Origin of the sequence: Agromyces sp. Marseille-Q5079, assembly GCF_051016555.1 — a bacterium.
GTDB lineage: Bacteria > Actinomycetota > Actinomycetes > Actinomycetales > Microbacteriaceae > Agromyces.
In genome coordinates, this window is the sequence record NZ_JBPEJF010000004.1 from 231,812 (window position 1) to 255,571 (window position 23,760).

25 protein-coding genes, 1 tRNA gene and 1 other RNA gene are annotated in these 23,760 nt (G+C 68.1%); 13 read left to right on the forward strand and 14 right to left on the reverse strand.

Annotated features, from left to right (window positions below):
* Positions 1-32 precede the first annotated feature (32 nt).
* Positions 33-509, forward strand: coding sequence for an SsrA-binding protein SmpB (gene smpB, locus ACR3IO_RS11715; RefSeq protein WP_434071384.1), 477 nt, complete (start codon positions 33-35; stop codon positions 507-509).
* On the opposite strand, the gene ACR3IO_RS11720 is transcribed toward smpB, so the two are convergent.
* On the reverse strand, positions 506-1,015 hold the full coding sequence (locus ACR3IO_RS11720) for a MarR family winged helix-turn-helix transcriptional regulator (protein WP_434071385.1): 510 nt from the start codon (positions 1,013-1,015) through the stop codon (positions 506-508). The genes smpB and ACR3IO_RS11720 overlap by 4 nt on opposite strands.
* 77 nt (positions 1,016-1,092) lie before the next feature.
* On the opposite strand from ACR3IO_RS11720, the gene ACR3IO_RS11725 reads away from it, so the two are divergent.
* Complete coding sequence (locus ACR3IO_RS11725; RefSeq protein ID WP_434071386.1) at positions 1,093-1,773, forward strand: NAD(P)H-dependent oxidoreductase; 681 nt, start codon at positions 1,093-1,095, stop codon at positions 1,771-1,773.
* A gap of 10 nt (positions 1,774-1,783) precedes the next feature.
* On the forward strand, positions 1,784-2,521 hold the full coding sequence (locus tag ACR3IO_RS11730; RefSeq protein ID WP_434071387.1) for a tyrosine-protein phosphatase: 738 nt from the start codon (positions 1,784-1,786) through the stop codon (positions 2,519-2,521).
* A 112-nt stretch (positions 2,522-2,633) separates the two neighbouring features.
* Here the strand turns inward: ACR3IO_RS11730 and ACR3IO_RS11735 are convergent, their stop codons facing one another.
* The 3 genes from ACR3IO_RS11735 to ACR3IO_RS11745 all read right to left on the reverse strand — a co-directional run bounded on the left by ACR3IO_RS11735 (position 2,634) and on the right by ACR3IO_RS11745 (position 6,947).
* Positions 2,634-3,287 (reverse strand): SIMPL domain-containing protein, encoded by a 654-nt coding sequence (locus ACR3IO_RS11735; RefSeq protein WP_434071388.1) that lies wholly within the window; start codon positions 3,285-3,287, stop codon positions 2,634-2,636.
* A 110-nt stretch (positions 3,288-3,397) separates the two neighbouring features.
* Complete coding sequence (locus ACR3IO_RS11740; protein ID WP_434071389.1) at positions 3,398-4,687, reverse strand: glycosyltransferase; 1,290 nt, start codon at positions 4,685-4,687, stop codon at positions 3,398-3,400.
* Between the two features lie 61 nt (positions 4,688-4,748).
* Positions 4,749-6,947, reverse strand: a complete 2,199-nt coding sequence (locus tag ACR3IO_RS11745; protein WP_434071390.1) for a glycoside hydrolase domain-containing protein — start codon at positions 6,945-6,947, stop codon at positions 4,749-4,751.
* A 320-nt stretch (positions 6,948-7,267) separates the two neighbouring features.
* Here ACR3IO_RS11745 and ssrA point away from each other — a divergent pair.
* Positions 7,268-7,637, forward strand: a transfer-messenger RNA (tmRNA) gene (gene ssrA / locus ACR3IO_RS11750).
* A 112-nt stretch (positions 7,638-7,749) separates the two neighbouring features.
* On the opposite strand, the gene ACR3IO_RS11755 is transcribed toward ssrA, so the two are convergent.
* The gene (locus ACR3IO_RS11755) at positions 7,750-8,667 is read right to left on the reverse strand and encodes a LysR family transcriptional regulator (RefSeq protein ID WP_434071391.1); all 918 of its coding nucleotides are present in this window, start codon (positions 8,665-8,667) and stop codon (positions 7,750-7,752) included.
* An 82-nt stretch (positions 8,668-8,749) separates the two neighbouring features.
* On the opposite strand from ACR3IO_RS11755, the gene ACR3IO_RS11760 reads away from it, so the two are divergent.
* Complete coding sequence (locus ACR3IO_RS11760; protein WP_434071392.1) at positions 8,750-9,679, forward strand: DMT family transporter; 930 nt, start codon at positions 8,750-8,752, stop codon at positions 9,677-9,679.
* 45 nt (positions 9,680-9,724) lie between these two features.
* On the opposite strand, the gene ACR3IO_RS11765 is transcribed toward ACR3IO_RS11760, so the two are convergent.
* Genes ACR3IO_RS11765 through ACR3IO_RS11775 form a run of 3 tightly spaced genes read right to left on the reverse strand, consistent with a single transcriptional unit; the run spans position 9,725 to position 11,840 of the window.
* Positions 9,725-9,994 carry a DUF1653 domain-containing protein gene (locus ACR3IO_RS11765; RefSeq protein WP_434071393.1) on the reverse strand — a complete coding sequence of 90 codons (270 nt, stop codon included), beginning with the start codon at positions 9,992-9,994 and terminating at the stop codon, positions 9,725-9,727.
* Entirely contained in the window at positions 9,991-10,950 is a 960-nt protein-coding gene (locus ACR3IO_RS11770; protein ID WP_434071394.1) for an LLM class F420-dependent oxidoreductase, read from the reverse strand. Before ACR3IO_RS11770 ends, ACR3IO_RS11765 begins: the two co-directional genes overlap by 4 nt.
* Positions 10,947-11,840, reverse strand: a complete 894-nt coding sequence (locus ACR3IO_RS11775; protein WP_434071395.1) for an inositol monophosphatase family protein — start codon at positions 11,838-11,840, stop codon at positions 10,947-10,949. Before ACR3IO_RS11775 ends, ACR3IO_RS11770 begins: the two co-directional genes overlap by 4 nt.
* Positions 11,841-11,959: 119 nt before the next feature.
* On the opposite strand from ACR3IO_RS11775, the gene ACR3IO_RS11780 reads away from it, so the two are divergent.
* Both ACR3IO_RS11780 and ACR3IO_RS11785 read left to right on the forward strand, forming a co-directional pair.
* Positions 11,960-12,032 (forward strand) — tRNA-Lys (locus tag ACR3IO_RS11780).
* Positions 12,033-12,399: 367 nt separating this feature from the next.
* Positions 12,400-12,834, forward strand: coding sequence for a type II toxin-antitoxin system death-on-curing family toxin (locus ACR3IO_RS11785; protein WP_434071396.1), 435 nt, complete (start codon positions 12,400-12,402; stop codon positions 12,832-12,834).
* A 36-nt stretch (positions 12,835-12,870) separates the two neighbouring features.
* On the opposite strand, the gene ACR3IO_RS11790 is transcribed toward ACR3IO_RS11785, so the two are convergent.
* Entirely contained in the window at positions 12,871-14,034 is a 1,164-nt protein-coding gene (locus ACR3IO_RS11790) for a tyrosine-type recombinase/integrase (RefSeq protein WP_434071397.1), read from the reverse strand.
* A complete protein-coding gene (locus ACR3IO_RS11795) occupies positions 14,027-14,695 on the reverse strand; it encodes a hypothetical protein (RefSeq protein ID WP_434071398.1) in 669 nt (222 codons plus the stop codon). Before ACR3IO_RS11795 ends, ACR3IO_RS11790 begins: the two co-directional genes overlap by 8 nt.
* Before the next feature lie 137 nt (positions 14,696-14,832).
* Here ACR3IO_RS11795 and ACR3IO_RS11800 point away from each other — a divergent pair, with 137 nt between their 5' ends.
* On the forward strand, positions 14,833-15,129 hold the full coding sequence (locus ACR3IO_RS11800) for a helix-turn-helix domain-containing protein (protein WP_434071399.1): 297 nt from the start codon (positions 14,833-14,835) through the stop codon (positions 15,127-15,129).
* Positions 15,130-15,179: 50 nt separating this feature from the next.
* Here the strand turns inward: ACR3IO_RS11800 and ACR3IO_RS11805 are convergent, their stop codons facing one another.
* Positions 15,180-15,467: a hypothetical protein gene (locus ACR3IO_RS11805; RefSeq protein WP_434071400.1), complete on the reverse strand. Its 288-nt coding sequence runs from the start codon at positions 15,465-15,467 to the stop codon at positions 15,180-15,182.
* A 124-nt stretch (positions 15,468-15,591) separates the two neighbouring features.
* On the opposite strand from ACR3IO_RS11805, the gene ACR3IO_RS11810 reads away from it, so the two are divergent.
* From ACR3IO_RS11810 to ACR3IO_RS11830, 5 genes are all read left to right on the forward strand, one after another.
* Positions 15,592-15,963, forward strand: coding sequence for a hypothetical protein (locus ACR3IO_RS11810; RefSeq protein ID WP_434071401.1), 372 nt, complete (start codon positions 15,592-15,594; stop codon positions 15,961-15,963).
* A gap of 527 nt (positions 15,964-16,490) precedes the next feature.
* On the forward strand, positions 16,491-17,807 hold the full coding sequence (locus ACR3IO_RS11815) for an HK97 family phage prohead protease (RefSeq protein ID WP_434071402.1): 1,317 nt from the start codon (positions 16,491-16,493) through the stop codon (positions 17,805-17,807).
* Complete coding sequence (locus ACR3IO_RS11820) at positions 17,804-18,328, forward strand: hypothetical protein (RefSeq protein WP_434071403.1); 525 nt, start codon at positions 17,804-17,806, stop codon at positions 18,326-18,328. Before ACR3IO_RS11815 ends, ACR3IO_RS11820 begins: the two co-directional genes overlap by 4 nt.
* Before the next feature lie 99 nt (positions 18,329-18,427).
* Entirely contained in the window at positions 18,428-19,348 is a 921-nt protein-coding gene (locus tag ACR3IO_RS11825) for a hypothetical protein (RefSeq protein ID WP_434071404.1), read from the forward strand.
* Between the two features lie 47 nt (positions 19,349-19,395).
* Positions 19,396-19,620, forward strand: a complete 225-nt coding sequence (locus ACR3IO_RS11830; RefSeq protein WP_434071405.1) for a hypothetical protein — start codon at positions 19,396-19,398, stop codon at positions 19,618-19,620.
* Between the two features lie 707 nt (positions 19,621-20,327).
* Here ACR3IO_RS11830 and ACR3IO_RS11835 read toward each other — a convergent pair.
* The 3 genes from ACR3IO_RS11835 to ACR3IO_RS11845 all read right to left on the reverse strand — a co-directional run bounded on the left by ACR3IO_RS11835 (position 20,328) and on the right by ACR3IO_RS11845 (position 23,671).
* Positions 20,328-20,735, reverse strand: a complete 408-nt coding sequence (locus ACR3IO_RS11835; RefSeq protein WP_434071406.1) for a DUF7144 family membrane protein — start codon at positions 20,733-20,735, stop codon at positions 20,328-20,330.
* A gap of 73 nt (positions 20,736-20,808) precedes the next feature.
* Positions 20,809-22,164, reverse strand: coding sequence for a M20/M25/M40 family metallo-hydrolase (locus ACR3IO_RS11840; RefSeq protein ID WP_434071407.1), 1,356 nt, complete (start codon positions 22,162-22,164; stop codon positions 20,809-20,811).
* A 70-nt stretch (positions 22,165-22,234) separates the two neighbouring features.
* On the reverse strand, positions 22,235-23,671 hold the full coding sequence (locus tag ACR3IO_RS11845; RefSeq protein WP_434071408.1) for an SLC13 family permease: 1,437 nt from the start codon (positions 23,669-23,671) through the stop codon (positions 22,235-22,237).
* Positions 23,672-23,760: the final 89 nt, after the last annotated feature.

Here is a 23,760-nt window from a genome sequence, read left to right on the forward strand (position 1 = left end):
GTGGTCGATCAGCCGATGAGAAGGAGTGCGCCGTGCCCAGGGAACGCGGTCAGAAGGTGGTGGCGACCAACCGCAAGGCGCGCCACGACTACACGATCGAGGACACCTACGAGGCGGGCATCGTGCTCACGGGCACCGAGGTGAAGTCGCTGCGCGAGGGGCGTGCGTCGCTCGTCGACGGGTATGCGTTCATCGACGGCGGCGAGATGTGGCTCGATGCGGTGCACATCCCCGAGTACACCGAGGGCACGTGGAACAACCACGCGCCGCGGCGCAAGCGCAAGCTCCTGCTGCACAAGCACGAGATCGTGAAGATCAGCCATCGCACGTCGCAGGGCGGCTACACGCTCGTGCCGCTGCAGATCTACTTCGCCGACGGTCGGGCGAAGGTCGAGATCGCGGTCGCCAAGGGCAAGCGCGAGTACGACAAGCGCCAGGCGTTGCGCGAGAAGCAGGACAAGCGCGAGGCCGATCGGGCGATCTCGAGCCGTCGCAACCTCGGCGACTAGCGCGCGCCGGTCGTCGGGTCTTCGAGCGCCGGTCCGGCGGTCGCGCCGTCGTACGTGGTGACGGCAGTCCCGTGCAGGCCTTCGGCGAAGCGGCTGAGGGTGCGGATGGTGGCACGCAGGTCATCGGCGTCGAGCCCCGAGAATGCGGCGAACTGCGACTGCGCCAGCAGTTCGTCGCCGCGGCGCACAGTCTCGGTCCCCTCGGCGGTGAGTCGGGCGACCTTCTCGCGCCGTGAGACGGGGGAGACCGAGGTGGTCAGGAGTCCCGCAGCCTCGGCATTCTCGATCTGCCGGCTGACGGTGCCCTTGGTGAGACCGAGATAGTCGGCGACGGTCTGCTGGTTGAACGCGCCGGGGCGGGCGTCGATGACGCTCAGCACCATGAACTGCGAGAGCGAGATGCCGATGCCCTCGCGGAAGAGCTCCTCTCCGCCTCGATCCATGAGCGCGGCGCTCTTGCGCACGAGGAACCAGAAGTTCGCGATCTCCGCGTCGGTGACGTCCACGGGATGATCCTAGCAAAACGTTTGACATCCAACCGTTGCGCATGCAACCGTTGTATATCAAACCTTTGGAGGATCACATGCGTGTCGCGCTCGTCGTCGACCACCCCTATACGCTCGCCTCGAGCGAGAACGAGCCGCATCGGCGCAGCTTCACCGCCGCCGTCGCGGCAGCCGCCATCCGCGGCCTCGAGTCCGCCGGCCACGAGGTCGACGTGATGGATCTCGTGGCCGACGGGTTCGACCCGGTCATGCGCCGGGAGGACCTCCTCGCGTGGCGGTCGACGTCGACGGCAGATCCGCTCGCGAGCGACTACCAGCGACGGGTCCTCGCCGCCGACCACCTGGTCTTCGTCTTCCCGATCTGGTGGGAGGCGATGCCGGCCGCGACCAAGGGGTTCCTCGACAAGGTGCTCACCAAGGGCGTCGTCTTCAGCGAGGATCCGGCCGCCAAGGGCAACCCGTTCACGAACCTCATGACACGGCTGACTGGCGTGAGCGTGCTCACGATCATGACCACGCCGCACGCCGCCTACCGCTGGTGGTTCGGCAACCCCGTCATCAAGATCATGTTCAAGGGGACCTTCGGCAAGATCGGCGTGCGCAACCTGTCGTGGACGAACTTCGACCGGGTCGCCGAGCGATCCGCGGCCGAGCGCGAGACGTTGCTCGCGAGGACCGAACGGACGTTCGCCCGCCTCGCCGGTCCCGTGGGCAGTTCGGGGCGGGCTCCCAGCCGCCGGTTCGCGGGTGCGAGGTAGGCTCGACCCGATGGAGACCTCGACGCGCATTCCGGTTCCCGGCACCTACAACTTCCGCGACGTCGGCGGCCTGCGCGCGAGCACCGGCACGGTGCGCGACGGCGTGCTCTACCGGTCCGACGGCCTCTACCGCATCGGCGCCGAGGGCCGCGAGATGCTGAAGCAACTCGGCATCGGCATCGTCATCGACCTGCGTGACGAGCAGGAGGCCGAGCGCATGCCCGACGACATCGACGGGCTCGGGCTCGAGGTGCTGCGACTGCCCGTCTTCGAGGGCTCCGGCGCCTCGCAGGGCGCCGCCGGCATCTCCCTCGAGGCGCTCTATGACCGCATCGTCACGATGCACGCATCCGTCGTCGTCAGCGCCCTTCGCGAGATCTCGAGCGCCGGCGATCGAGCCGTCGTCGTGCACTGCACGGCCGGCAAGGATCGCACGGGCGTCGTCGTCGCGCTCGCCCTGCTCGCGGTCGGCGTCGACCGGGAGGCCGTCATCGACGACTACGCGCGAACCGAGGCGAACCTCGCGGGCGAGTGGCTCGAGGAGATGATCGAGCTCATCGGCCGCTACGGCGTGCCCGACACCCCTGCGCTGCGCACCCTCATGGGCGGAAGCCCCCGCGACGCGATCGAAGGCGTCATCGAGACGATCGAGCGCGCACACGGGTCGACCAGGGAGTACCTGCTCGCCTCGGGGCTGACGCTCGCCGATCTCGCGGCGCTCGAGACGCTGCTCGTGCAGGCCGACTGACCCGCTCCTGCGGCCCGCCGTGCTCGTCTCGCGACGGCATGACCAGCGGCGCGCGAACTGCGACAGCGCGCGAACCTCGACCCGCGGACGCGCGAGCCTGCGGCAGCCCGTGTCAGGCGGCGTCGGCGGAGAACCGCGCGTCGACGGCGGCCGTGATCACGAGGTCCTGCGGTGAGAACTCCGTGGGCCCGCCACTGGCCTTGTCGCCGCGCATGGCCATGACCCCGGGCATCGCCGCGGGCACCGCCGACAGCATGCCGTGGTCGGCGAGCTCGACCACGACCGGGGTGCCGAGTCCGAGCGCGGAGGCGTAGACCGCGGCCTTGGCGACGGCGTCGGTCACCGCGGCGCGCTGGGCGGCCTCCTGCGTCGTGGCCAGGGTCTGATCGGTCAGCCGCCAGTCGATGCCGCCGATCGTGAGCGCCTCGGTCGGGGCGGCCTCGCCGAGCCATTCGCCGACGCGCACGAGGTCGCGGAACACGACCTCGACCTCGGCGCTCGACTGGTGCACGAGGGGGAGTTGCGCGCCCTGGTCGTTCCACGGCCGGAAGGACCACACGCGCACCTGGTCGGCCGACCAGGCTTCGAGGACACCGGATGCCTCGAGCTCACGGATCGCGTCGAGCAGGCGCGTGTGCGCGGCGGCGGTGCGCTCGGCGACGCCCTCACGATCGGCTCCGGAGTCGCCGATCGACAGCGTGACGGCTGCGAGTTCGGGCGCCACGCGGAGTTCGGCGCGGCCGCTGACGGAGATGGTGGTCGGCATGTCTGGCCCTCTCGACGCTGGTCGGCGGGCCCGGCCGGGCCCGCGGCCGTGCTCGCGCGCGGCCGGGGCCAGCCTAGGCGGCCCGGCCGAGAGCCGGGCCGCCGTGGTACTCAGGCGGGCATGCGCGCCGGAAGCACCCCTGCACCGTCGAAGAGCCGCTCGAAGACGATGCCCCGGTCGAACTGCATGGCGTACGCGCGCGCTGCCGCCGCACGCTCGGCCCGCTCGGCCGGCGGCCTGGCGATCGCCTCGTCGATCGCGATGGCGATGGCCTGCGGGTCCTCGACCGGGACGATGGTCGCATGGTCGCCGACCGCTTCGATGATGCCGCCCGTGTCGGTGGTGATGACGGCGCCGCCGCCCGCGAGCATCTGCTCCGCCAGGGCGATGCCGAACGTCTCCACGAACTCGGGCCGCGGCTTGCTCGGCAGCACGTAGGCCGCGCAGCCGGCCATCAGGTACGGCTTCTCGGCGTCGTCGACGTCGTCGAAGAACCGGATGCGGTCGGCGAGGGGCGACCGGGCCGCGAGCTCGCGCAGCGCCCGCTCCTCGGGTCCGCGTCCGACGATCACGAGGTCGAGGGCGTGCCGGGCCTCGGAACGCTCGTAGCCCGCGATGAGGTCGTCGACCCCCTTCGCGTTCGTCAGCCTCGACAGGAAGAGCACGTAGCCGTCGCGCTGCAGCCCGCGCACGGCCAGGGTCGCCTCGATCACGGCCGGATCGAGGTCGAGGTACGCCGATGTGTCGATGGCGGGGTACGAGATGGCGATGCGGGCGCGGCACTGCTCGGCGAACTGCGTGCCGTGCACGGCATCGATCTCGGCGGCCGAGGACACGATGAGGTCTCGCGTGTACTCCGAGACCGCGACGCAGTGGTCCTGCGAGAGGTAGCTCGAGAGCACGTGCGCGGCGGCGCCGAACCTGCCCTCCTCGACGCACGAGCGCACCACGTTCGTGACATCCGACCCCACCGCCTCGGCGATGGTCGTCACGTTGACCGGGAGCCCGGTGTTCCAGGCCGCCCGCACGGCGTCGGCGACGGCGATCGTGTGCGGGCTGAGGTAGAGCGAGAGGCAGACCGTCGGCACGCCGTCGGTGAACAGCTCGATGAGCCGGCCGGTGATGCCCGCGAGGTATCGTCCGTCGGGCACCTTGTAGTCGCCCACCGGGTCGGGACGCTCGACGACGATCCCCTCGCTGTAGGGCAGCATCGTGTCCAGCGGCTTCAGGGGGAGACCGGTGGCCTCCAGTCGTTCGATCGGCCACGTGATGATGCGCACCTCGTCGAAGCCCCGCCGCCTGGCGGCTTCGGCGAGGTTGCGTCCCTCGACGGAGTGCCCGCAGATGACGGGGTCGGCGCGATTGACGATCACGAGTCGGTTTCGCGGTGTCCTGGTCATGATGCCTCCTCGGTTCGTGCGGTCCTCGAGTTCGTACGGTTCGGTTCTCGGTCGTCAGCCGTCAGCCGTCGGGCGCCGACGAGGGCGGTCGGGCGCTGCGACCCCAGTCGCCGGGTTCGGGCCCGAGTTCGACGAGCAGTCGGCCGCCGCGGTGCAGCTCGCCGCCGCGGAGCCAGGTGCGATCGAGCGGCTCGCCGTTGAGCGTGGCCGACTGCACGTACTGCGCCGGTCCGCCCGGCCTGGGCTCCACGAATCCCCTCGTCGCGATCTCGAGTTCGCCGTCGCCCATGCGCACCGCGCTCTCGGCGAAGGCCGGCGCGTTCACGAGGAACAGGTTCTGACCCGCGACGGGGAACAGGCCGAGCGAGGCCCACACGTACCAGGAGCTGAGTCCGCCCGAGTCGTCGTTGCCGGGGAGCCCGCCTCGCCCGACGCCGAACTGCTGGTGCACGGCCGCATGCACGATCTCGGCCGTGCGATCGGGGCGGCCCGTGTAGTGGTACGCCCACGGGGCCTCCATGTCGGGCTCGTTGTTCAGCCCCTCGAAGCGGCCGAGCGCGTAGCCGGCGGCGATCTCCTCGATGCCGGGGCGGATGCCGGGCTGCCGCACCGGCTCGGCGCCGTAGCCGAAGAACGCGTCGAGCATGTCGTTGAACCGGTCGTCGCCGCCCGCGAGGTCGATGCGCCCGCGCATGTCGTGCAGCAGGCGGAACGAGTAGTTGTACCGGCTGCCCTCGTAGAACGTCGAGTCGTGCAGCAGGCCGGTCGCATCGTCGAACGCGTTGCGCCACCTGGTCGACAGCTCGCCGAACTGCTGGACGAGCGCTCGGTCGCCGACCCGCTCGGCGACCTTCGCGGTGCACCAGTAGCCGTAGGCGAGATCGAGGGTGTGGCTGATCGGATGCGCGACCCCGCGGAGCAGGAAGTCCTCGCCGTACGTGCGCCTGAGGTCGGTGTGCATGTTCACGAGGGCCCAGTCCCAGTCGATGCCCGGCAGTCCGAGCTGGCAGAGATCGGCGAGGAAGGTCTGGGCGAGCGCGCTGCCCTGCCGCGAGAACCGGTCGCTGCCTCGCGCCATCCGGTAGCCGATCGGGAAGTTGCCCTCCTCCTCGCAGATCGTGAGCAGGGCGGACCCGAGCTCGACCGCGCGTTCGGGCATGAGTGCGGTGATCAGCGGAAGCTGCGTGCGGTAGATGTCCCACATCGTCGACAGGTCGAAGACGAACGGACCGTCGGACGGCCAGAACGGACTCTCATCGGGTGCGAGGCACGGCTTGATCAGCGAGTGGTAGAGCGCGGTCGAGAAGACGGTCTCCTGCTCGGCGCTCGGGGCGTCGACCGTGATCGCCTTCAGCTGCCGGCGCCACGCCTTGCGCGTGCGGTCGCGCCGGGGCGAGAACCTCGCCGCGCCGTCGCCGCAGTCGGCGCGCAGGTTCGCCTTGGCCTGCTCGACACCGCGCAACGAGAACCCGATGCGCACCTCGACCGACTCGCCGGGTTCGCTGGGCCCCGCCCACATGAGCCCGAACGGTCGCAGCGTGGTGGGACGGATGTGGTCGAACGCGAGCCTCGTGCCGCCGGGCATGAGTCGGCGGTCGTACCAGAGCATCTGCCGCCACGACCTCGCATCGCACTCGATGTACACGGCGAGGGGCGTGCCCTCGACGACGATCTCGCCCTGCGCCACGCCGGGTCCGATCGACTCGAGCCTGGCGCGTAGCGGGATCGTCTCGCCGTAGGGGATGCCGAGACCCCCGAGCGAGAAGTCGATGACGATGCGCGCGCTGTGATGCCGGGGGAACGTGTACCGGTGCACCGCCGACTTGGGACCGACGGTGAGCTCGGCGCGGATGCCGTTCTCCAGCGTCGCCGCGTAGAAGCCCGGCTCGGCCGCCTCCTCGCCGATCTCCCACTGCCGGCCGAGTTCGTCGAGCGGCTCGATCATGGGCGTCACGCGGAAGTAGTTGTAGTACTTGCGGATGGCGCCGGTGCCCGACTGCTGGAAATGCGTGAATCCGGATGCCACGGGCCGGTCGTGGATGCTCGGGGGCACGCCCTCGGTGCTGAGGTCGTATCGGCCGTACCCGGTGGGGTAGGCGCCCGAATAGGCGCAGGCCGAGACCATGCCGAGGGGATACGTCGCGCCCGGGTGCGTGTTGCCCACCTGCGGCTTCGGCCACCACCACGTGGCGGCGAGTCCCGTGGGCGAGGGCAGGTCGGTGACCTCGGTGCCGATGAACGGATCGACGCGCCGGTTCACGCGGCCGTCCCCTGCCGCGCACCGAACAGCCGCCGGGGTCTCCGGCTGCCGGTCGCGGACATCGTGCTCATGTGGGGACGTTACGTGTTCGGCGCTCGCCGTGGGTTACGGGCGGATGAACGATGGCGGGCGGACCGAGGCGGCGACCGGCGGCATCCGCTCGGGTGCGCGGGGAGGGGATCTTCGTCGGATCGGGAATGACAGCGCGCGTTCGCTGTTGTAGTCTGTAGGGCCGCGTGTTCCTCAGGATCGCGCGGATTGGAAACTCAACAGCGTGTGACAACGGCTCGCCGAACCGGTACGACCGGGCGGTGCGACATGGGGATGATCGGTTTCGACATCGTCTGTGTACCCACGAGAAGCGGGCCGAGGATCCAGGGTTATCTCGTAAACGATCTCTGGAAAAAGATAACTGCCAATAAGACGCAGTCTGACTTCGCCCTCGCTGCTTAAGCGAGCTCGATAGTCCGTCAGCCCGGGTGTGTTCCCGACCCGGTCGCTGGCGTCATCTAGGGAACTCGCTGTACGTCGTCGCCTGAGCGCCGTGCGGGACTTTACTCAGGCTGGGCCTGTCGACTTAGGTGCCTGTGGCAAAGGTCGGGGCCGAGGAGAACGCTTGCACAGGATGCGCCCGGAGAAGGCGTGGAAACTCAGCGATGGACGGGGGTTCAATTCCCCCCATCTCCACCATCGGCCGTTGTCGCACGTTGTGGGTTCTCGATCGAGAGGCCGTCCTTCGGGACGGCCTCTCGTCGTTTCCGGGGTCGTGCCTCGCGCGGCCGCGCAGCTCGTGGCACGTGGCTCAGGCCGGGGGCGCGGATGCCGCGAGCAGCAGTCCTCTCGCGCGCTGCGCGGCCGGGTTCGCCTGCATCGAGCGCTTCACGCGCAGCATGATGCGACGGCGCACGCCGGCGTCGCGGATCGGCACCATCGCGGTGCCGGGCGGCAGTCCGATCGCGCCGAGGCGGGGGAGCACCGTGACGCCGACCCCGTGCGCGACGAAGTCGAAGGCGCTCGTGTAGTCGGGCGCCTGGATGCGGAATCGCGGCACGAAGCCGGCGGCGGCGCACCCGGACATGACGATCTCCCGGCACGGACCGCGGCTGTGGTCGTTGTCGATCCAGGGTTCGGACGCGAGCTCGGCGAGGGCGATCGACTCGCGGTCGGCGAGCGGATGCCCCGTGGGCAGCACCACGACGTAGCCCTCGGTGCGAAGCTCCTCGAGGTCGTACGCGTCGCTCGCGCCGGCGGCTGCCGTCGGGTCGCGATCGCCCCGGACGGATTCGGCCACGTAGAGCTCGAGGTCGGGATCGCCCGTGAGCTGGCCGCGCAGCTCGACCATCGAGAGCTCGAGCCGCAGCTGCGGGAAGTCGCGCGCGAGCGCGGCCACGACCTGCGGCATCCACGCCCGGTTGGCCGACATGAACGTGCCGATGCGCAGCGTGCCCGTGCGGCCCGTGCGCAGGTCGTCGACGGCGCCGTCGAAGTCCGCGAGGTGGTCGAGCACGCGCGTGGCCCGCTCGGCGACCGCGATGCCGGCGGCGGTCGCGACGATGCCGCGGCCGCGACGCTCGACGAGGGTCAGGCCGGTCTCGCGCTGCAGCGCGCTGACCTGCTGGCTCACCGCCGACGCCGTGTAGCCGAGCCGCACGGCGGCCTGGTTGATCGAGCCGGCCTGGACGACCGCGCGGAAGACCTGGAGCCGTTGAGGATCGACCATGTCGCGATCATACAGTCTTGCTTATGCAACCCCAATGATCGTTCGCTTGTGCTGTTGTGAGTCACGCGTCAGGCTTGATCGCATGACGACGACCGCCGCGACCGCTGCCGACCTCGACCCGACCGGCTCTCCGAAGGCGTCCGCCGGATGGCGGGTGCTGTCGGCGATGGCGGTCGTGCTCGTGCTCTGGGCCTCCGCGTTCATCGCGATCAGGTTCGTCGGCGACGCCATCTCGCCCGGGCCGCTGGCCCTCGGACGACAACTCGTCGGCACGACCGTGCTGGTCGCCGTCGCCCTGATCCGTCGGCCACCGCTACCGCGCGGCCGCACGCTCGCCCTCATCGCCCTGTACGGGGTGCTCTGGTTCGCCGGCTACACGCTCGTGCTGAACCTCGCCGAACGCCACCTCGACGCCGGCACCGCCGCCATGCTCGTGAACATCGCGCCGCTGCTCGTCGCGCTCGCGGCCGGGGCGTTCCTCCACGAGGGCTTCCCGCGCTCGCTCATGATCGGCATGGTCGTCGCGTTCGTCGGCGTCGTGATCATCGCCACCGGCGGTCTCGGCGCCCACAGCGATCCGCTCGGCATCGCGCTCGGCATCCTCGCGGCGGTCCTGTACGCGCTCGGCGTGCTCGTGCAGAAGGTCGCGCTCCGCACCGCGGACGCGCTGAGCGCGACCTGGATCGGGTGCGCGGTCGGTGCCGCCGTACTGCTGCCCTTCCTGCCCCAGGCCGTGGGCGAGGTGGCCGCGGCGCCGGCACCGGCCGTCTGGGCGATGGTCTACCTCGGCGTCTTCCCGTCGGCGGTCGCGTTCCTGCTCTGGGCGTACGTGCTGAAGCGGAGTCCTGCCGGCGTCACGGCCTCGGCGACGCTCGCGGTGCCCGCGATCGTCGTCCTGCTCTCGTGGCTGCTGCTCGGCGAGCTCCCCACGCTGCTCGGCATGATCGGCGGCGCGCTCTGCCTCGTCGGCGTCGCCGTCAGCCGGCGGTCGGCGAGGCCCAAGCGGTCGTGAGCCGGATGCCGCGAGCCGACGGCTCCGGTCGGCCCGGTGCCCGACTCAGGAGTCGGTGATCCGGCGGAACCGCGGCGCCTCGACGCCGTCGACCACCACCCGTTCGGCGAACATGTCGAGCGGACGGATCCAGACACCCCGCTCGCCGTAGAGCGCGCGGTAGACGACGAACCACTCCTCGGTCTCGGAGTGCCTGGCCAGCTCGAGCACCTCGTAGGGGTGGCCCTTGTAGTGCTCGTACAGCCCCGGCAAGATGTCGGCCGTGGCGTCGGTCGGCGCGTCGGGCGCGGTCGCCGACGGCTCGGACGCCGTCATGCGCGCCCGCCGAGGTGGGGGAGCACGGCGGTGCCGAGCAGCTCGGCGTGATCGAGGTCGCGCAGGTCGACGGTCTGGAGGTACACGCGGTCGGCGCCGAGCTCGCGGAGGCGCTCGATCTTCTCGATCGCGGCGTCGGGCGTGCCGGCGACGTTGACGTCGGCGAAGGTCTCGGGGTCCTCGTCGATCGCCGCGAGACGACGCAGGTAGGTGGCGTCATCCGTCGCCACCACGGTGGGCAGGGCCACCGAGAGCTTGAGGGTCGCCGGGTCGCGGTCGATCGCCTCGCACGCACGCCGCACGCCGTCGAACTTCTCGGCGATCTCGTCTTCGCCCCGGAACCCCAGGTTGAACTCGGTCGCGAACCGCGCGGCCAGGGCCGGGGTGCGCTTCGGGCCGCCGCCGCCGACGATCACGGGCACCCGCTGCTGCGCGGGCCGCGGGAGCGCCGGCGAGCCCTCGAGCGAGTAGTGCTCGCCCGAGAAGTCGAACGTCGCACCGTCGGGCGTCGCCCAGAGCCCGGTGACGATCGCCAACTGCTCCTCGAGCAGGTCGAAGCGCTTCTCGGGGAACGGGATGCCGTACGCGCGATGCTCCTCGGCGAACCAGCCCGTGCCGAGACCGAGCTCGACCCGCCCGCCCGACATCCGGTCGACCTGCGCGACCTGGATCGCCAGGATGCCGGGCACGCGATAGGTGACTGAGGACACGAGCGTGCCGAGGCGGATGCGACGGGTCTCCCGTGCGAGGCCCGCGAGGGTGGTCCAGGCATCCGTGGGGCCCGGTTGCGGGTCGCCGTCGCCCATGCGGAGGTAGTGGTCGGAGCGGAACCAGCCGTCGAACCCGAGCCGCTCGGCCGCCGACGCGTGGGCGAGCTGGTCGTCATAGCTCGCGCCCTGCTGCGGCTCGGTGAAGAGGCAGACCTCGAACGATCGACGGGCTGCCGTGCCGGTCATGCGCCGGCCTGCTTCGAGAGGTCGGATGCCGCGGCGATCGCGCCGAGCACGCGATCGTGCAGCAGGGCGTTCGTCGCCAGCGCCGACCCGTGCGCGTGGCCGGGCTCGCCGTCGATCGAGGTGAACCGGCCGCCGGCCTCCTCGACGATCGGCACGAGCGCGGCGAGGTCGTACTCCTTCACGTCGAACTCGCCGACGATGTCGACGAGCCCCTCGGCGAGCAGCATGTACGACCAGAGGTCGCCGTAGGCCCGGTCGCGCCAGACGGCCTCGCCGAGTGCGAGCAGGGCCGGCAGGCGGCCCGCGTCGCGCCACTGCGCGATGCTCTGGAAGCTGAGCGAGGCGTCGGCGAGGTCGGAGACGCCCGAGACCCGGATGCGCCGTGCAGGAGCTCCCTCGGCCGGAGCGGCGTCGGCCGAAGGCGCAGCCGCGGCATCGGGGAGGTTCGTCCAGGCGCCCTGACCGCGCGCGGCCCACCAGCGTCGGTCGAACGTCGGCATGGACGCGACGCCGACGACGGGCACGCCGTCGATCGCGAGGGCGATGAGGGCACCCCACACGGGGACGCCGCGCAGGAAGTTCGAGGTGCCGTCGATGGGGTCGATGATCCACTGGCGCGAGCCGCGGTCGTCGCGCCCGTACTCCTCGCCGAGGATGCCGTCGGCAGGCCGTGCCTCGGCGAGTCGCGCGCGCAGCGCACGTTCGACGGCGAGGTCGGACTCGGTCACGAACGTGCGGTCGGGCTTCGTCGCGATCTCGAGGTCCGCCGAACGGAACCGGTCGAGCGCGATGCGGTCGGCCAGGTCGGCGAGTTCGAGCGCGAGCTCGAGGTCGTCTCGGAGCGGGGAATCCTGGAGGGTGGAATCGACAGGCGTCGGGTCTGCGGTCACGCGTTTCAGGCTATCGTCCGAGCGGGCGACATGCCGTTGAGAGCCTCGATTCGCGCAACTCGAACTCTCCTGCTAACGTTGTCTCTCGGCCCGAGGTGATGAAAATCACGCCGGGTCACGCACCTCTAGCTCAATTGGCAGAGCAACTGACTCTTAATCAGTGGGTTCTCGGTTCAAGTCCGAGGGGGTGCACGGATCAACCCCGGAAACTCTCGCCAGTTTCCGGGGTTTTTTCACTCTCAGGGTCGATGCTCCGGCATGACGCGTTTCCCGTCATCCACCTTTTACTCACCCTTTTGGTTTCGCGAAAGAGCCTCCCGGCACGGGGCCGGGACTCTGGTGGTTGTCAGGCGAACCGGGGTATCCTTTCTCCATGGTTCCCATCACAGGCTCGGAGCGACGGCCGGACACGCGCAGCACTCTTCGCGTTGTCACCGTCTGCAACGCGACCCAAAATGTTGATGGTGAGTCGCGTGTTCACACGCGCGAGGAGCGGCGCGAGATCGTGCGTTGGATCGCTCAGCGCGACGCCGAATTGCTTCGTCGCCTCGCTTAGTCAGTGTTCGAGTACCTCGAATATGAGGACATCGTTGGGATCAACGATGAGCATACTGGCGGCAGCGTCATCAATGAGGGCGGCATCCGCGCAAACCTCGGGCGGCTAACATCCGGGTTTGGCGGTGCCGATCTGTTCCCGGATGTCTGGTCCAAAGCGGCAGTGCTTCTATCCGCGTTTTCGCGGACGCAGTACTTCGGAGACGGAAACAAACGAACAGCGTGGCTCAGCACGCTGCTGTTCCTGGAACTGAACGACATCAAGACTCGACGGGTCGAGACAATCCACGCGGAAGTGTTCGTCCTGGCGATCGCTGCGAATGCATTGGACGACCCGTCGAGGGACCGGAGCGAGCTGGAGATGATCCAAGAGTGGCTAAAAGCCGCGTTCCCGCAGTCCGCAGACGGGATCCTTCCACTCACCGATGTTCCGGCGTAGCTCATCGTTCACCATTGGTCGGGAGTCGAACCGCCGTTATGCGGTCGCCTCGAAGCGCTGCAACACCTCCGACACGTCGGGAGCGATCGCGGCGCGCTGCACATAGTGCTTGACCGTCACACCCTCGCGCGCGTGCCCGAGTTGCGAGGCCGCTGAGGCGGTCGACGCCTCTTGATCGATGAGGGTCGCCACCGTCTTTCGAAAGGTGTGCGGCACGACCCAATCGAACCCGGCCGCATCGCGAGCATCCCGCCAAGCCCGGCGCACGTTCGCCGGTTCTCGGAGTGTGCCCGTTCGAGACGGGAAAATCAGTTCGGTACCTAGCGGCGCATCGGCCCTGCGCCGCCGAAGCGTCTCGACCGCGAACCGGGGGAGTGTCACGGTGCGGAACCCGGCATCGGATTTCGGATGCGGCTGACGGATCAGCCCCTGACCTTTCAGGCGAACCACCGTCCCGGAAATCGTGACCGTGGCGCGATCTCCTGCGAACGAAACATCCGCCCAGCGGAGCGCGCATAGTTCGCCGATTCGCGCGCCCGTCGCCAGCAACACATCCACGACATCGGGGATGTCGGCGCTTCGGCGCTGGCCGTTTTGATCCGGCGCGCTCTGCCAAGCCCGAACGCCCACCCGGAGCGCGTGCACGTCCGCGACACTGAGCGCGCGGACCTCTTTGCTCACCCGCCGAAGCGGAGCGACCTCACGAACAGGATTCGCCTGAATCGCGTCGTGGCGAACGGCCAACGCCAGCATCCCCGAGAGGACGACCTTCGCCACCCTCGCCTGCGACGGGGTGCGCGCGGAAACCTCTTTCAAGAATCGATCCAGCGCCGAAGTAGTCGCCTCGCGTACGCGAAGCTGACCGGCGCCGGGGCAGATCACGCGATCGAACGCCCATCGATACTGGGCGAGAGACTGCGGCGAAAGATCCTCGCTGGACTCGCGCTCAGCTAGCCAGAGATCTCCGAGCACACGAAGCGATGTCTCGCCGGTCACGAACTCGCCCGCCGTGGCGACGCGCTCGCGAAGCCGTGACTCTAGGCGGCGCTGCGCGTCGGCGCCAGATTTGCCGGACGCCTCAATGACGATCGTTCGCCCGGTGAAATCACGAAGCTTCGCCCGCGCCCGCCATTTCTTCGGCTCGATCTGCGCGCGCGTGACCTTGCCCCACGTTCCGACGGGTAGCGGCGGCCTAGGCATCTCCCTTCCCCCTTCGCGGCTTTCGCTCGGGCAGCTCGATGAGCGCCGAGTTCTCGGCAACGGCATGGATCCGCCGCGAAGCGGTCGCCTTGGAAGTCCCGAGCGCCCATTGCACGAACGAATGCGGCGGCACGCCCCGCGAGCGGGCCAGCAGCCAGAGATCGGCCACCGCCTGCATCGACTCCTTCGAGGTCGGCGAAGCCCCCATGACCTTCGCCCGCCATTCATCCGACGGCGGCGCCGGATACGGCGCGCCCGCCTCGAGTTCTCGGAGGTGGCCCGGAAGGTATCGAGGCACGAACTCGGGTCTACTCTGAGCCTCAACGCCGGGAACGGCGGCGCTGCCCTCATCGTGGATCAGACGGCCGCTGGCGGCCACGCGCACGCGAAGCGTGATTTCTGGCCGGTCGCCCTCGCCCGCTAGGGCGAGATAACGCGCCGCGAGACGAAACGCATCATCCGGAATGATGCCCCGAAGCGTCGTCGACGTCACCGGATGCCCCGGCGCCGCCCGCACCGCCAACTCGGCAAGCTCTAGCGGCGTGCCCGAGAGCGTCACGATCATCGGATTCTGCGGAAGCAACCCGACCAACTCGACCCGGCCAGCCCGGCGCCCGATGCGACGCGCCCGCACCTCGCGCTCGTTGCTTTGTAATGTCATGTTCGCCAGCGTAGCGGAACCCGCGCGAATGTTCCAAGAAACTCTTGCGCTCGTTTCATATCCGGGGCTACCGTGACCGCACGTGGAACAACCGCACGTGTTTCACGCTCACGTAGTCCATCGAAAGGATACGGGCGATGACCCGAGACAACGAACTCAACAGTTCGGCCGAGGTGGCCGAGGTATTCGATAAGACACCCGAAGCCATGACCGTCTGGCGACATCGCGGCGGCGGCCCGCCATACCTAAAGATCGGGCGTCGCGTCTATTACCGTTCGCAAGACGTGCGTGCCTTTATCGACGCGCAAGCCACGATTGACCCCGCCGCGGCAAACCCAGAGCGGCGGATTGAGGCGGACAGCCTTCGGCTCGCTCTGGACGTCCCGGGATCGAAATCGAAGCCGACCGTAACGCCGCGCGAGGACAACCGTTGAGTCGGGGCGAGTGGCCCGGGGTGCGCCGATCCTTCCTCGGGCTCGCCGTCTCAGATCTCACGATCGTTGCGCATTTCGGCGGCCACCGGTTCCTCGCTCAGTGTGAGTGCGGCCGCTTGCTCGAAGTTGACGAGCGTAACGTGTTCGAAGACGGCGAGCTCTTCTGCGGCAATCACCCGTCGGTGAATGGCCGGCGACCGGGTGTGTATCGCCAGGCGCATAGCCAAGTTCGCAAAGTGCGCGGCGAGCCCGGCCGCTGCTGGATCTGTGGAGGCCCCTCGAGTGAGTGGGCGTTCGACGACCGGCGCGAGCCGAGCGGGTGCACCCTGGCGGGTCACTACCCATATTCGCTCAACTCGTGGCATTACTTGCCGGTCTGCATTCCACACCACCGACAATCCGCTCGTTGGCGCGACGCCCGGCTCCACGGCGCGACGCCCCTGCCTGGAATGGAGAGCGAGTATGGGCCGTAATAGCCTCCTGCTCGCGCTCAGTCTCGTCGATGTCGTCGACGTCGTGCTCCCACCGGCGGTTGGGTTGCGCTACCTGAGGGCGGCGTTTCACACACTCGACGACGACCAGCCCGGGATACCCGCCCGGACCCTGCTTGACGATACTGCGATCGCGATGCTGACCAGGATCACCGCGCCCGGAGAAGCACCCACGCGGTCCGATCTCGTCGTCGCCCGTCGTTGGCGCGACCACGCCATTTCGGCCGGGCTCCTGCGCCGACACACCCCTCCGCTGGGCGGATACGCGGTGATCGTCGACCGGGCTGAGCGAACGACGGCGCTGCGCCTGCTGTATGACCCGACGCCGACGCAGGGCTTGTGAGTCTGGGCAACGATTCGTTGCCCAGACTTCGGGAGTGCAACAACCAATCGTTGTCGCGGTGACAACAGATCGTTGTCGCGGCGACAACAAATCGTTGTCGCGCTCCTTCTATTAACGAGTGCGCGAGCCGCAGCACGAGTCGCAACGTACGAATGAACATCAGTCCCCGGCTCGAGCGAGTACGTTACGTGGCACCTGTGGATAAGACGCGATTCACAAGCGAAATGCAGAACGATCACGCGGTTCGCCCGGTATTGCGTTGCGTTTTTTTGCCACAGACATCGAGAGGGACACCCCGCCCTTTCCCGTTTTCACTCGGGGTGCCCAACAAATCCGCTGTGGATTGCGTCACAGGAATCCGGCCTCCTGTTGAGTTATTGCACATTACGGGAGATTCATCGCTCAATCACGTTCGCGGGTTCGGCGAAACGCTTGCGTTCGTTTCATTGCCGGGACTACCGTGACCAGACCTGGAACAACCGCAGATGTTCCGCGCTTACGGATCGTGACGAAATGAGGAACCCGAGATGCCCACCGAGCAGCCCTGGACGAATCTCCGCGTGAACGCCGCCGCGCCCGGCGCGCTGGACGCTCTCGAATCTGTTGATCTCGCGATCGGTGCAATGGACGGCCGAACCTACGTCTTCGGCATCGTCGCGCCATACGACATCGCAGCATCCGATGGGCGGCGGCCGATCATCGGACGCGGCCTCAACTGGGCGCCCCGTGGGTTCTGGCTCCGCAGCGCCCACCTGCCCGACGGAAACGTGCTCGGGGCAACGCGGCACATTCGCGATACGCCCTCAGGGGTGTTCGCCGTGTTCGAAATCTTCCCCGACGGTCTGGGCGAAGCGGGCGCCCTCATCGCCGAGGGCGCCGGATTCTCGGTCGGTCTGATCGACGTCGCCGACACCGATCCATCGGTCATCGTGACCGACGGCATCACCGGTTCCATCATCGAAGTGTCCCTAGTCACGGACCCCGCCCATCCCGAGGCTCTGGTCTACGGCATCGTCACGCCGACCGACATTCTGATGCGAAACGCATCGGGCGTCTTCAAGCGATCTCCCGGGCCTCGCCACCTTGACGACGCGCTCGATAATCAGGCAACGAGCACGCTCGACCCTGAGGCCAGCCTGGCGGACGGGATCGCACCCGCGACGTTCGATCTCTCCCCGCTTCCCGATATCGCTCCCGCCACCGATCGCCCCGTCGAGACGGCAGAGTTTCGAACCTCCCTCACCCTCGTACGACCCGAACGAACCGGCCGCGGCGGGGGATCCAGTGAGGCCAGCACCTCCGTCACCTCACACAGTGCCACCGCGGTAGCCGTCCCGGCGGCTCCGCGGCCAGCACCACGGCGGATCGCGACAGGCGCCCTCATCGCCGCACCGTCCGTAGACCCGACACAGGATCACTACCTCGAGGGGATATGCGTCCCCTACGGCCGCCGAACCGATCGCGCCCCCGGCGGCACACCTGAAGTCATCCTTTCCGGCGCATTCGCCGCCGCAGTCGCGGCCCCATCGTCAGTGCGCCTGCAAGACAACAACCACTCCAAGAACACCCGCCCCGTTGGCGTCGCCGTCGAACTCCACGAGACGCCCGAAGGCCTCTGGGGTCGGTTTCGCCTCTACCGGACACCCGAAGGCCGAGCAGCGTTTGAGAACGTCGTGGCCGGCACATATGGCGGCCTATCAGTCGGATTCATCGCGGTCTCAGAAACCAACATCAGGGGCGTACGGAACATCCAATCTGCACGATTAGATCACGTCTCACTCGTCGATGAGCCCGCATACCCAGACGCTCAGATCCTCGCGATCCGGGGGAGCCTGACGACATGAGCGCGCAGAAGCCCATCACCCCCAACCCGCCGATCGACTACCCACACACGGAATGGGTCGATGAACCCGGGCAACCCTTCTACGTCGCCGAAGCGCTGCGCGCCGACTACGTGGCCGCGGACGTCGATCGCACCGAGTATGCCCGGGACACACCGCTCCGACACACCGTACGACCCCCGACCCGCAATCGCGACGGTTTCGTTTCCATCTCGTCGACCGCGCCGGTTCCGTTTGAGTCGTGGGCATACAGTCGCCGGATCCGCCTCGCCGAAGCAGCCGCCCGAATGCGCGCCACCATCGCCAAGGATCGCGCCCGATACTGGGGCATATGCCGGGTCTGCGGCCTCGAGGCCGACGCCCGCGGATGGCCGCGACCCAGCGAAACGCACCGTGTCGTAGCGTGCCCGGCCTGTGCTCCAACCCTCGCGGCAGCGCTCGCGCGCGCTGGCATCCTCCCCGACGGTCGAACCCGAGGCGAAGCCGCCGACACCATCGCCGCAGAGTTGCGAGCGACGGCGTGATGGCGGAATCTCCTTCGCCATTCTCCGCGGAGCTCGCGCCTGTGGCGCTTGGCCCCGTCAACATGCATCCGACCGCAAGCGAGCGGCTAGTGTAAGCGCATGTTGACGAGTCTCCTACCTGGTCTCCGTGATCTGCGCGTACCGCTCGCAACCGGGTTCCTCTGGCTCGTCGTGTTGTGGTTGCTGTTCTATCCGTCGATTCCGACCCAGCAAGAGGCCGTCGGCTTTGCTGCCGAGGTGTATCGGACGCTCGGCGCATTCGGGCCTGCAGCCCTGGTCACCGTCGCAGGCTTTGTCGCCTACGTCATCGGCATTCTGTTGGTCCGTCCGTGGTCCGCTGCGCTTCGAGCCCTCTTGCGACTGCTACGGGGGTGGAGTCCCGAACCCGCACTTTCCCCATCTTCCGACCTCGCGGCTCGGCAACTCTCGCTCCGCACGGCAAACGAGTTGATCCGTGCGAAGGTATATCTCCCCTATGCTCCCGAGGATGAGTACGACGGCTCTTTCGTAGGACGATTTCCTGGTGATGAGGATGACCCTGCAACAGACGGGCCTCGTCAACGTGAGTACATCAGCCGAACGCTCCGCAAGCGGATGCAAAGGGACATACCGCTCGTTGCCACGCGCCTCTTGGCCGATAACCGTGAGCTATTCGACCGCTACGATCGCGCAGACGCCGAAGCAGCCTTTCGTTACAGCATCTCCCTCCCGATTCTGGTCGTCAGCGTTCTCGTCCCGTGGAGGCTCGGCGTCGAATGGTGGGGCTACGTGATCTGCATTGGCTTGGGCCTCATCGTCGCCATCGTTCTCATTTTCGAGGGCTACAAGAAACAGGTCGAGAGCAACGATGCGATTTACCAGGCGGTCTTCGTCGGCAAAGTAGAGTTTCCGTCCATTGAGGCGGGACGCCGCGCAATCAAGGAAATGGAGGAACTAGAGGTAGCCGAGCGCGAAGCGAGTATGGCGCGACTGAGTGGTCCTCTCTCCAAACAGGTCAGACCCGCCTCTTCTGGTAGCTGAAAGCCGGTTCGGTTCGACGCCTTGGCTCGTGCTGCTAGCCTCCGTGCATGGGCTTCACAGTGATCCTCGTTTACGTAGTCGGCCTCGCGATCGTGCTGACTGCGCTCTACTTCGTGATCCGTGGGGCCGTGCTCTCGGCGCTGCGTGCGCACGTCACGAGCAGCACGACGGGCGTATCGATTGTGAGCGCGAACCCGCTTCGCGTGGTCGTGCAGGGCGACGATTCCGTGGATGCTCCGAGCGCTGCACAGGGCGACGACCTCGAGCGCTGACCGAGCATGCCGTGACTGCTGACACGCTATTTGCAACAGAGCCGGATTGCCCGTCCTGCGGCACCCGGTGCGTGCCGCGCCCCGAGGGCGAGTACCTGTGTCGTGGGTGCGACCTGATCGTGGTGGGGATGCTGCTGCTCGATGCCCCGTGATGAACCGAAGTGGCATCCGCTGCTGGCGGCCGTCGAAGGGCCAGTCGGTGTCTGGCGGATGATCGACGCGTTCGACCATGAGTATGGCGTCATCCGACTAGTGAGGTTGGACGGAGAACCGCGGTACCGGGCCGAGTTCCGTGGTGAACTCATCGGTTACGGATTGACGCTGCGGAGCACGTGCGAGCGACTCCACTGGACATTCATTGCTGCCCACGCGCCCGGCGGCGGGCGTGCCTCGCGCTATCCAGACTTTCGAGCGTGAATCCGCCCCCCCCCCCGGGCAGTGAGCGGCCCGAATGGGCGCGTTGCCCACCTTTTACCCACTCTTTTCGTCGAGATTACCGCTCGCTACTGGGCGCGTCCGTAGCTTGCAAATCGCTACTAACCGGGTGTTTTGTAGCCGCCAGTTAGGCCATGAAATGCCGATTCTCAATCAGTGGGTTCTCGGTTCAAGTCCGAGGGGGTGCACGGATAAGCCCCGAACCTCTCGCCAGGTTCGGGGCTTTTCTCATGCCGGGTGGCGAGACCTTGCGTCCCGCCGGGCGTGATCCGTCAGTCGTCCGACGAGCGCAGCTCGCGTCCGTGCACGGTGATCGCGTAGATGACCAGCACGTCGATCGCGATCACGATCAGCGACCACCACGGCTGCGCCGGGATCAGGAACAGCTGGCCGACCGCGCTGAGGCCCGCCACGATCACGGCCACGACCCGCGCCCAGCCCGCGCCCGAGAACAGTGCCAGGCCGGTGAGCAGGAGGCCGGCGCCGAGGATGACGTTCCACCACCCCCACCCGGTCAGGTCGAACAGGATCAGGCTCCCGCTCGTGACGACGTAGTAGTAGTCGGATCCGACCAGCGCGATGAACCCCTGCACGAGGCTGAACACGCCGTTGAGGATGAGGATGATGGCCGCGAAGCCGACCCACCCCACCCATCCCGTTGATCCCTTGACATCACTCATGGTCTTCTCCGTTCCTGTATCGATGGCCGGCGGACGGCGTCCGTCGGAGTTCGTGGCGAGCAGGTGCTCGTCGTCATTTCGTGCCGGATGCCGCGAGTTCGACGATGAACAGCGTCTGCGCCGCGATCATCCGCTCGATCTCACCAGGGTCGACGGACTCCTCGGAGGCGTGGATGCGCGACTGGGCCGTGTCCTCCGCGCCCCACAGCACGATGGCGCCCTCGGGCGCGACCTTCTTCAACGAGGCGACGAGCGGGATCGAGGCGCCGCTGCCGATCGACTCGACGGGCGCGCCGTAGGCTGCGGCCAGCGCGTCGTTCGCCGCGATGATCGCCGGGTGGCTCTCGTCGACCGCGAACGGTTGCCCCACCTTCACCTTCTCCACCTCGACCTCGCAGTTCCACGGCCGTTGCGACCGCAGGTGCGACATGAGGGCCTCGAGCTGCGCATCGCCGTCGGACCCGGGGATGATGCGCATCGACAGCTTCGCCGTGACCTCGGGCAGCAGCACGTTCGAGGCCTCCGCCGTGTTCGGCAGGTCCATGCCGAGCACGGTGACCGAGGGCTTCATCCAGATCCGGTCCGAGAGCGAACCGGTGCCGAGGAACTCGACGCCCGGCAGGATCGAGGAGCCGTCGCGGTACACCTCCTCGTCCATGTCGGCGCCGCCCCAGCTGCCGCTGTCCACTCCGGGGATCGTGGTGTCGCCGTTCTCGTCGTGCAGCGAGTCGAGGATGCGGATCATCGCGGTCATCGCATCGGGTGCCGCACCGCCGAACATGCCGGAGTGCACCGGGTTCGCCAGGGTCCGCACGGTCACCGTGCAGGCGACGTCGCCGCGAAGCGCCGTGGTGAGTCCGGGGCGACCGACCCGCTGCGGGCCGATGTCGGCGATCACGTAGGCGTCGGCGGCGAAGAGCTCGGGGTTGGCCTCCACGAACGCCTCGAGGTGGGAGATGGTCTCCTCCTCGCCCTCGACGAGGATCTTGAGGTTGCACGGCCGGTCGGGGCCGAGGAGCTTCAGCGTGCCGTAGTGGATGACGAGGCCCGACTTGTCGTCGGCGGCGCCGCGGCCGTAGATGCGGCCGTCGTCCTTCGTGACCGGCTCGAACGGCTCACTCGTCCACCCCTGGCTCTTCGGCGCGGGCTGCACGTCGTAGTGCGCGTAGAGGAGCACCGTCGGCGAGCCTGCGGGGCCCGGGAGATCCGCGTACACGCAGGGATACCCGTCGGGCACGTCGAGCAGCGTGACGCCGCTCGCCCCGGCCGCTTCGAAGAGTTCGACGACGGCGGCGCCCATGGCATGCACGGGTTCGGGGTCGAATCCCGGGAACGCCACCGAGGGAATGCGCACGAGCGCCTCGAGCCGCTCGATCACCTCGGGCATGAGCTCCGCGGCGGCCGCCGAGAACTCGTTTGGGTCGGACATGGTTCCTCCTTCGCAGATGGCACGGGAACCGCAGACGCGCCGTCGGGCGCGCCGCGGTCCGGGTACCGGGTCAGACCGGAATGACGAGCTGGATCAGGAGACCGGCCCCGACGACCGCGACCCACGAGACCAGCATCGGGATCGTGAACGAGTGCCAGACCGGCACCTGGGTGAGCTTCGTCGATCCGGTGAGGTCGGTCTCGACCGCGGCGATCTGCGAACCGTTCGCGGGGAACAGCCAGACACCGATCAGCGAGGGCCACATGGCGGTGATGACACCCGGCGCGAGGCCCGCGGCCAGCGCGATCGGGATCATCGTGTTCGTGGTCGCCGACTGGCTCGTCGTGAGACCGCAGACGATGAACAGGGCGACCGCGAGCAGCAGCGGGTTCGCCTCGATCATGGCGCCCAGCGGCTCGATGATCGTCTCCTCGTTCGCCGAGATGAAGGTGTCGGCCATCCAGGCGATGCCGAACAGTGCGACCGCCGCGACGAATCCCGCCTTCAGCAGAGGTTGCTCGACCACGGTGGCCGGCTTGACCTTGCGCACGAGGATGATGACGAGCGCCACGGTGAACATGATCATCTCGATGACGGTCGACATGCCGATCGGGACTAGCTCGCCCTCCTCGTCGGGGAAGGCCGGGCGCAGGCTCGGGAACAGGCCGAAGAGCACGATGAGCAGGGTGCCGGAGACGAAGATCCAGGCCGAGATCGCACCGCCCTCGGGAACGGGGTGCTCGATCGGCGTCTGCGGTGCGCGGTTCGTGCCCGAGTCGCCGGAGCCGCCGGTGATCGTGGTGGTCGTCGTGCCGGCGCCGCCGCCGACCTTCGCGTCGTACCGTGCCCGAAGCGAGGCGGGGACCTCGACCGTGCCGGCCTTCACCCGCGCGAGGAACTCCGGGTCGTCGACCAGGTCCTTGCCGAGGCGCTGCTGTACGAGCGACGTGACGACGCAGGCGACGAGGGCCGCCGGCAGTGTGATCAGCAGGATCTGCGGCAGTCCGAAGCCGGTGCCGTCCATCAGGACGAGGTAGGCCGCCATCGCCGCCGACACCGGGCTGGCGGTGATGCCGAGGCCGGAGGTCACGGTCGATGCCGAGAGAGCCCGCTCAGGTCGCTGCCCGTTTCGGTAGGACGTCTCGTAGATGACCGGGATGAGGGCGAAGAAGATGTTCGACGTGCCCGAGAGGACCGTGAAGACGAAGGCGACGATCGGCGCCACGTAGGTGAGCCGCTTGGGGTTGCGCTGGATGATCTTCGACGCGATCGACACCAGGTAGTCGATGCCGCCGGCTGCCTGCATCGCGGACGACGCGGTGATGACGGCGATGATGATGAAGAACGCGTCGATCGGGATCGCCCCCGGGGGCAGGTGGAACCCGAACACCAGGATGACCGTGCCGACGACCCCCCAGAGTCCGAGGCCGAGGCCTCCGGTGCGAACGCCCATGGCGATCGCACCGATGACGACGGCGCCCTGCAAGATAACGAGGAAGATGTCCACCGCAACCCCCAAAGTTCAGCGATGACCGACTAGATCGCCGGCAGTGGCGATGGCTGAACTGTACTGCCGCAAGGGGTTGACAGCCAAGA